Origin of the sequence: Bacillus cereus group sp. BfR-BA-01453 (assembly GCF_022662915.1) — a bacterium.
In the GTDB taxonomy this organism is placed as follows: Bacteria; Bacillota; Bacilli; order Bacillales; family Bacillaceae_G; genus Bacillus_A; species Bacillus_A paranthracis.
In genome coordinates this window covers 1-6,819 of sequence record NZ_JAKUEN010000034.1, presented here as the reverse complement: position 1 = coordinate 6,819, position 6,819 = coordinate 1, and the positions used below count along the sequence as shown (strand labels likewise).

Here is a 6,819-nt window from a genome sequence, read left to right as displayed (position 1 = left end):
TGTGAAAAGTGAAGCTAGCTTCACTTTTCACATACCAAATCATTATAAATTCATACTGGATAAACCAATGTATTGGGCCTTATCAAATTACACAGACTTCTTGACGGAACCTTTATATCAGCGATTATTTCAATATATCGACGATTCGACAAGGAATATCGACTTATCAACAAATTACGACAAAAGAAATTCTTCATATACCCTGTAACATTTTATATGAAAGGGGACCGACTGGAAGTAAGGCAAAGATACTGACAAATCCACTGGTGAATCCAATTGAAAAAAGACCTGCGAATCTCCTGTTGAACTTTCTGACAAATCCCCGCTCTACCAACTAATCCCCAGACTGGAAAAAGTAAAGTTTCTCATATGAAAAGGGCAATCTTTTGCTTTTTCTCACAATGCGAGTACAATGTAAAATAGCAAGAAAAGACGAAAAGTATTTACAGGATTATTGCGTGCGCATAGCGTAAATGGCAGTAAGGAACTGAGAGGAGGTTTTTTCTCTGAATATAAATAAAGAAACAATTATCCACCTTTATCATACAAACGATATACATAGTCATTTTGAAAATTGGCCGCAAATTTCTCGGTTTGTACAAGGAGAGAAAAAGCGAAGACAGGAAGCGGGAGAGACTGTTTTGACTGTAGATATCGGCGATCATGTGGATCGTTTTCATAGTATTTCGGAAGCGACGAATGGGCTTGGCAATACGAAGCTTTTAAATGAGGCGTTATATGATTATGTAACGATCGGAAACAATGAAGGAATTACGTTAGCGAAGGAGCATTTGAATCGTCTATATGATGATGCTGGATTTGAGGTGCTTGTCGCGAATTTATTTGAAAAAGAAGGGGTACGTCCAGAGTGGGCAAAGCCTTATAAATTACATACAACGACAGATGGGATTACGATTGCTTTTATCGGATTAACGGTTGCGTATCCAGAGTTTTATCAAATGTTAGCTTGGCATATTGAAGATCCAATCGAGCATTTAGAGTCTATTTTAGAAGAAGTGAGAGATGAGGCTCATATAACGGTTGTCCTTTCTCACCTTGGAAAAAGTATGGATGAGCATATGGCGGAGCAGTATGATATAGATGTTATTTTAGGGGCACATACGCATCATTTATTTGAGCGTGGTGTTCTTATGAATAATACGTTACTTTGCTGTTGTGAAAAGTGGGGACGTTACGTTGGGCACGTTCAGCTTACTGTGGATAAAGAGACGAAGAAGCTGTTGAAAAAGGATGGTAGAGCGATTAAGACTGAACGTTTAGGTGCTTATAACAAACCATTATCCACAATTGAGGCGCTGCAGGAAGAAAGTAAACATATTATGGAAGAGCCTGTCGTTCATTTAAAGGAATCATTACCGGTTGATTGGTTTCATGAGACAGCATTTTCGCACATGTTAGCAAATGCGTTGAAAACGTGGTGCGGTGCAGAGATTGGCATGGTAAACGCCGGTGTACTTCTTGAAGGATTAGAAGAAGGCGTTGTGACGCGCGGAGATATTCACAGAATTTGTCCACATCCAATTAATCCATGCCTATTAAAAGTGCCGGGGAAAACGTTAAGAGAAGTGATCTTGAAAGCACGTCGCCCGAATATGGAGAACCTTGAGGTAAAAGGGTTTGGATTTCGGGGGAAAGTAATGGGGAAAATGATTTACGCTGGTGTAGAAGTCATTCCAGATACGATTCCCGGGAATAAAATTTTACTCGAAGATGTATTAATTAACGGGGAATCGCTGGAATTAGATCGTATATATACAGTAGGAACGATTGATATGTTTACATTCGGCTACTTATACCCAGAGCTATCCACACTTTCTAACAAACAATATTATATGCCAGAACTACTTAGAGATGTGTTAACAGACATGTTAATAACTTATACATCTTCCGTCAAACTATAGGCTAGTTAACTTGTAACACTCATTTTTCTCTTGTCATACAGATAAGAAAGAGAGGAGTGTGAACTATGGTTAATGTGGAGCCAATTATAATCGATAATTATACGTTTATTGCGGTTAGCGTCAAACTTCCAAAGACAAATTTGCTAGCTGTAATGAGCGATAAAGGATATATTATGTGCGGTGCATTAGATGTAGGTCTTTTAAATGAGAAGTTAGGGGATCGAGGTATTATTGCCGGCCGCGCGGTTGGTGTAAGAACGATTGAACAACTTCTTGAAGCGCCGCTAGAATCAGTAACGATTGAAGCTGAAGCTTTAGGTATTACGGCTGGCACAATCGGAAAAGAAGCATTATTAAAAATGAGATAAGCATATATCGTCCCTCCTTCTTGCATAGAAATGATATAAGAAGGAGGGTTTTGTATGAGTATATTTCGTTCGAAAAATTCGCGGTTTCGAAGGGGACCTATTTCCTTTCGGCACATACTGCTTATGTCGTTTATTCTTTTTGTCATATTACTCGTGCAAGGATTATGGATTGTGAATAGCAGCATTCAGCCGACATTAATGAAATATGGAGAAGTAGAGACACATAAAATGGCGACAGCGGTTATGACGAAGGCGGTAAAAGATAGGATCGATGAGGGATTCGATGTCGATTCATTAATGAAAGTACAAAATGATAAAAACGGGAAAGTATCCACAATTAATTTAAATACGAAGCAAGTAAATGAAATCGTAACGTCAACGACCACATACATAGAAAAGTATTTACAGCAAGTAGAAGAAGGGAATTTGAAGGGACTAGGTATTTCTGAAAAAAATGGGGCAACGATGGCAGTTCCGTTTGGCCGTGTAACAAATAATGCGCTTCTTGGAAATATCGGACCCGACATTCCAATTGATTTCACAACGATTGGTCATGTAAATACGGATATTAAACAAAAAATTGAGCCGCACGGAATCAATACGACAGCGATTCAAATTATTATGGAGATGGAAGTAACGTTGCAAGTCATTATTCCATTTCATACGAAGGAAATAAGGGTAAAACAAAATGTTCCAATTGCGACGCGCATTGTTCAAGGGGAAGTGCCTACGTATTATGGAAGCGGAAGTGTTGTTGTACCTAATAAAAAGAAAACGGATAGTTAGTTGAAAAATAACCGTAGCAATGTGCTACGGTTATCGTTTTGTATTCGCGCGTTCTTTGCGCTCCCAAAGACTTAAGTGCATGTAGGGGTCGAAAGCCCATTCTGTATAACCATTGTCTTTATACATGCCGAAATGTAGGTGGGGCGGGAATTTTCCAGCTGTGCCGGGAGGGCCGTAACCGGTGCTACCAACAAATCCGATTACTTTTCCAGGCTCGACAATTTGTCCAAGCTGTATTTCTTTTGAGAATCCGCCTAAGTGAGCGTAATAATGATAATTGTTATGAAGGTCACGAATACCGATGCGCCATCCGCCAAGGCGGTTCCAGCCTTTTGTTTCAATAATGCCATAGCAAGTGGATCTTACTGGTACGCCATAGCCTGCGAATATATCGGTTCCTTCATGAACCCTTCTTCCCCCAAAACTTCTTCCAGCGCCAAAAGTACTACGGTAGCTATGGTCACTGCGAATCGGAAGAGGGAACGCATTTCCTTCTAAATTAATACGTCCGTAATGTTTATAAATTTGGGCGTATTCGGTAATTAAATCAACTGTTTTTGCACGTCTATAATATTCCCAGAGCATGATTTTAATGCGTTCTTCTGACGTTCCTTGTTTCTTTAAAATCGTTGCTGCTGTATGCAAAAGATCACGGTCGTTATTTGCATTTGCAAATCCATCTTTGTCACCATCTAAACCTAACCCGCCAAATAGAGCAATTGTATGGGGAAGAGTGTCGTTACCATTAACAGGTCCAGCCCATATTTCTGGTTTGAAATAGAGGGAGATGATGGCATCTGGTTTTTTCGGAATATCTTTTCTTACGCTCCGTATATTTCTTTCATATTGATCCATTGCAGCTAAGTAATACCACGGAATGCCTGAAGATTGCTCGGTTTCTTTATATAGTGCCATGCGCTTTTCATATATGCTTTGCTGATTATCTTCACCGTAAGCAATGTTTTGGTGGAGAAGAAAGCAAATCGAAAGCAAAAGAGAAATTTTTCGAAGCATGAAATAGACTCCTTTCACAACATCACTCTTTTTAGTGTGGGATATACGGAGTATTTCATTATAGGGAACGATTGGAAAAAATCTTAGAATCTTCATTTGAGCAAATCGCTTTCATACGTTAGAATAGATATGTTACATTGAAAGAAGCGAACACGGTAAACTATTTCATATTGTGCGGAGTTGATAACCATGACAAAACAAACAGAATATAAGCGCAAGCCCGAATGGTTGAAAATTAAGTTAAACACGAATGAAAACTATACAGGCTTAAAGAAAATGATGCGTTCTAAAAATCTTCATACAGTTTGTGAAGAAGCGAAATGTCCGAATATTCATGAATGCTGGGCTGTAAGAAAAACAGCAACATTTATGATTTTAGGTGCAGTATGTACACGTGCTTGTCGTTTCTGTGCGGTTAAAACAGGCTTACCAACTGAGCTTGATTTACAAGAGCCAGAACGCGTAGCAGATTCTGTAGTACAAATGGGCTTAAAGCACGTTGTTATAACAGCGGTTGCACGTGATGATTTAAAAGATGGTGGAGCAGCTGTTTTTGCTGAAACAGTACGTGCTGTTCGTCGTAAAAATCCATTTACGTCAATTGAAGTATTACCATCTGATATGGGTGGAGTAGAAGAAAACTTAAAAATGTTAATGGATGCAAAACCAGATATTTTAAACCATAACATTGAAACAGTACGTCGATTATCTGACCGAGTTCGCGCTAGAGCAAAATATGACCGTTCATTAGAGTTTTTACGTCGAGCGAAAGAAATGCAGCCTGATATTCCAACTAAATCGAGCATTATGGTGGGCTTAGGTGAAACGAGAGAAGATTTAATTGAAGCAATGGATGACTTACGTGCAAACAATGTGGATATTTTAACTCTTGGACAATACCTACAACCATCTAAGAAGCATTTACCAGTTCTTAAATATTACCCACCAGCAGAATTTGCAGAGCTAAAAGAAATTGCACTTAGCAAAGGCTTTAGCCACTGTGAAGCTGGCCCACTTGTGCGTTCTTCTTACCATGCGGACGAGCAAGTTCGTTCTGCAAAAGAAAAAACAGCAGAAGCAAAATAATGAAAAAAGAGAGCTAATGATTAGCTCTCTTTTTGTTTATACTCTAAAACAGTATTTGAACATGTTAATAAAATCTTTTTTAATTCTTCTGTGGATAATTCAATTGTAAATTCAGGTACACCAGGTGTAATTAAAATTTTATCGTACGTATAAATAGCGTTATCCACAATAATTGTTACATCGTGTGAATACCCGAAAGGAGCTACACATCCTGGCGTACAACCAGTTTTGTCTCGCAGTTCATCAGCGGAACAGAGAGATAAGCGTTCTCCTGTTAGCTCTTTCATCTCTCCGCGGTTAAGCCTTGTGCCCTCTAACGTGAAAAATACGTAATAATCTCCAGCCTTTGATTTTAAAAATAAGCTTTTACTTGGAGTACCTTGTAAGCCAAGCCTCTCGCGTACAATCCGATCTGTCTCATAATCGAGAACCGGTTCGTGTTCGAATTTTTCATAAGAAACATTTGTTTTATGTAGTAAAGCAAGTACATCTTCGTACATATGGAGTGATACCCCTTTCTATTATTAGTACAGTTTCTTCTCGTGGCGTCAACTGAATGTGTTGGAAAGAGATATTACTTGGACGGTGCTTTCCATAATCGTTTTAGGCTACATTGTTCATCAATTGTAATTTCGTACATATCAGGATTCGTTAAAGCTCTCCATTCATGAAAGCCGATCGTATGATCAAAGTGCTTTAAAATGAGCGTAAGTAAGTTTCCGTGTGTAACGAGTAATATTGTAGTATGGTTTAATTTTAAAACGTCTTCGATAAGCGATATAGCACGGTCCGTTGCTTGTTTTGTTGACTCTCCGCCTGAAAAGGCAATATCTATATTTGTAAAAGTAGATTCTAGTTTTTGCATCCAATCGTCCATTGAAACGTCGCTTAATATGCGTTCAGCTAATCGTTCATCTTCTCGGATAGACAAATTAGCTTGGAGTGCATAGGGCCGAATAGAATCGATAGCTCGCACAAATGGGCTTGAAATAATATGATCTATTTGTAGTTGGTTTTCTAAAAGGAATGTAGCAAGGGTGTTTGCTTGTTTTTTTCCATCGGTCGTTAATTCGGCATGACGTTCTTGTCCAGCGGCTGAACAATGTCGTATTACAATGATTTTCTTCATAATTCATCCCCATCTTTCAAGTTGACGCTATATACTTCGACAAATGCGGAAAAAATTCCTTTTTATTGGAAACGGCATATTGATTTATAGATGTGGAAAAGTAATGTGGATAATAGAAAATTGAAGTGCCATTATGAAAAGAATGATATGTATCGTATTCATGATTTGTTTTCTTACGCAAATGTCCACAACATATGCACAATCCAATCAAAAGTTAGATTATCCGAGCAATCGAAATAAGTCATTTGTAAGTGGGGATGTGTTTTACGAACAGTTAGATAAGAAAATGTATAAAGAATACAAAAATGCAGCGCATAGTGTTCGGAAAAAGATTTTATTTAAAGAAGTACCCGACGAAGAATTTTCCTTTCTACAAAAAACAGCCGCGGGTTGTCGGGGTGAAGTGAACTGTACCCTATAAAATGGACAGTTTAATAAAAAAGCCCTGAAAAATCAAGCACTTAAAAGATGGTTCCGATATTCGATCGGAGCCATCTTTTTTAATGTCCACTGA

7 protein-coding genes and 1 pseudogene are annotated in these 6,819 nt (G+C 38.4%); 5 read left to right on the top strand and 3 right to left on the bottom strand.

The window, feature by feature from the left end; genetic code table 11:
• Nucleotides 1-506 precede the first annotated feature (506 nt).
• From MR070_RS26710 to yunB, 3 genes are all read left to right on the top strand, one after another.
• Entirely contained in the window at nt 507-1,922 is a 1,416-nt protein-coding gene (locus MR070_RS26710) for a bifunctional metallophosphatase/5'-nucleotidase (RefSeq protein WP_277931352.1), read from the top strand.
• Between the two features lie 65 nt (nt 1,923-1,987).
• Complete coding sequence (locus tag MR070_RS26705) at nt 1,988-2,290, top strand: YunC family protein (RefSeq protein WP_000248463.1); 303 nt, start codon at nt 1,988-1,990, stop codon at nt 2,288-2,290.
• Nucleotides 2,291-2,344: 54 nt separating this feature from the next.
• Nucleotides 2,345-3,076 carry a sporulation protein YunB gene (gene yunB, locus MR070_RS26700; RefSeq protein ID WP_242262291.1) on the top strand — a complete coding sequence of 244 codons (732 nt, stop codon included), beginning with the start codon at nt 2,345-2,347 and terminating at the stop codon, nt 3,074-3,076.
• Between the two features lie 30 nt (nt 3,077-3,106).
• Here the strand turns inward: yunB and MR070_RS26695 are convergent, their stop codons facing one another.
• On the bottom strand, nt 3,107-4,090 hold the full coding sequence (locus MR070_RS26695) for a M23 family metallopeptidase (protein WP_000944673.1): 984 nt from the start codon (nt 4,088-4,090) through the stop codon (nt 3,107-3,109).
• A gap of 189 nt (nt 4,091-4,279) precedes the next feature.
• Between MR070_RS26695 and lipA the strand changes: the two genes are divergently transcribed.
• Nucleotides 4,280-5,176, top strand: coding sequence for a lipoyl synthase (gene lipA / locus MR070_RS26690; protein WP_000166369.1), 897 nt, complete (start codon nt 4,280-4,282; stop codon nt 5,174-5,176).
• A 20-nt stretch (nt 5,177-5,196) separates the two neighbouring features.
• Here lipA and MR070_RS26685 read toward each other — a convergent pair whose 3' ends face one another.
• Both MR070_RS26685 and MR070_RS26680 read right to left on the bottom strand, forming a co-directional pair.
• A complete protein-coding gene (locus MR070_RS26685; protein WP_000272743.1) occupies nt 5,197-5,676 on the bottom strand; it encodes a YbaK/EbsC family protein in 480 nt (159 codons plus the stop codon).
• A 74-nt stretch (nt 5,677-5,750) separates the two neighbouring features.
• Nucleotides 5,751-6,305, bottom strand: a complete 555-nt coding sequence (locus tag MR070_RS26680; RefSeq protein WP_242262290.1) for a histidine phosphatase family protein — start codon at nt 6,303-6,305, stop codon at nt 5,751-5,753.
• A gap of 133 nt (nt 6,306-6,438) precedes the next feature.
• Between MR070_RS26680 and MR070_RS26675 the strand changes: the two are divergent.
• Nucleotides 6,439-6,711, top strand: a pseudogene (locus MR070_RS26675) (hypothetical protein); the annotation flags it as partial.
• Between the last annotated feature and the right edge of the window lie 108 nt (nt 6,712-6,819).

Excerpts from the sequence above, each read along its gene's own strand:
- yunB (WP_242262291.1), top strand. The coding sequence starts at position 2,345 with ATGAGTATATTTCGTTCGAAAAATTCGCGGTTTCGAAGGGGACCTATT.
- MR070_RS26695 (WP_000944673.1), bottom strand. The coding sequence starts at position 4,090 with ATGCTTCGAAAAATTTCTCTTTTGCTTTCGATTTGCTTTCTTCTCCAC.
- lipA (WP_000166369.1), top strand. The coding sequence starts at position 4,280 with ATGACAAAACAAACAGAATATAAGCGCAAGCCCGAATGGTTGAAAATT.
- MR070_RS26680 (WP_242262290.1), bottom strand. The coding sequence starts at position 6,305 with ATGAAGAAAATCATTGTAATACGACATTGTTCAGCCGCTGGACAAGAA.
- MR070_RS26705 (WP_000248463.1), top strand. The coding sequence starts at position 1,988 with ATGGTTAATGTGGAGCCAATTATAATCGATAATTATACGTTTATTGCG.
- MR070_RS26685 (WP_000272743.1), bottom strand. The coding sequence starts at position 5,676 with ATGTACGAAGATGTACTTGCTTTACTACATAAAACAAATGTTTCTTAT.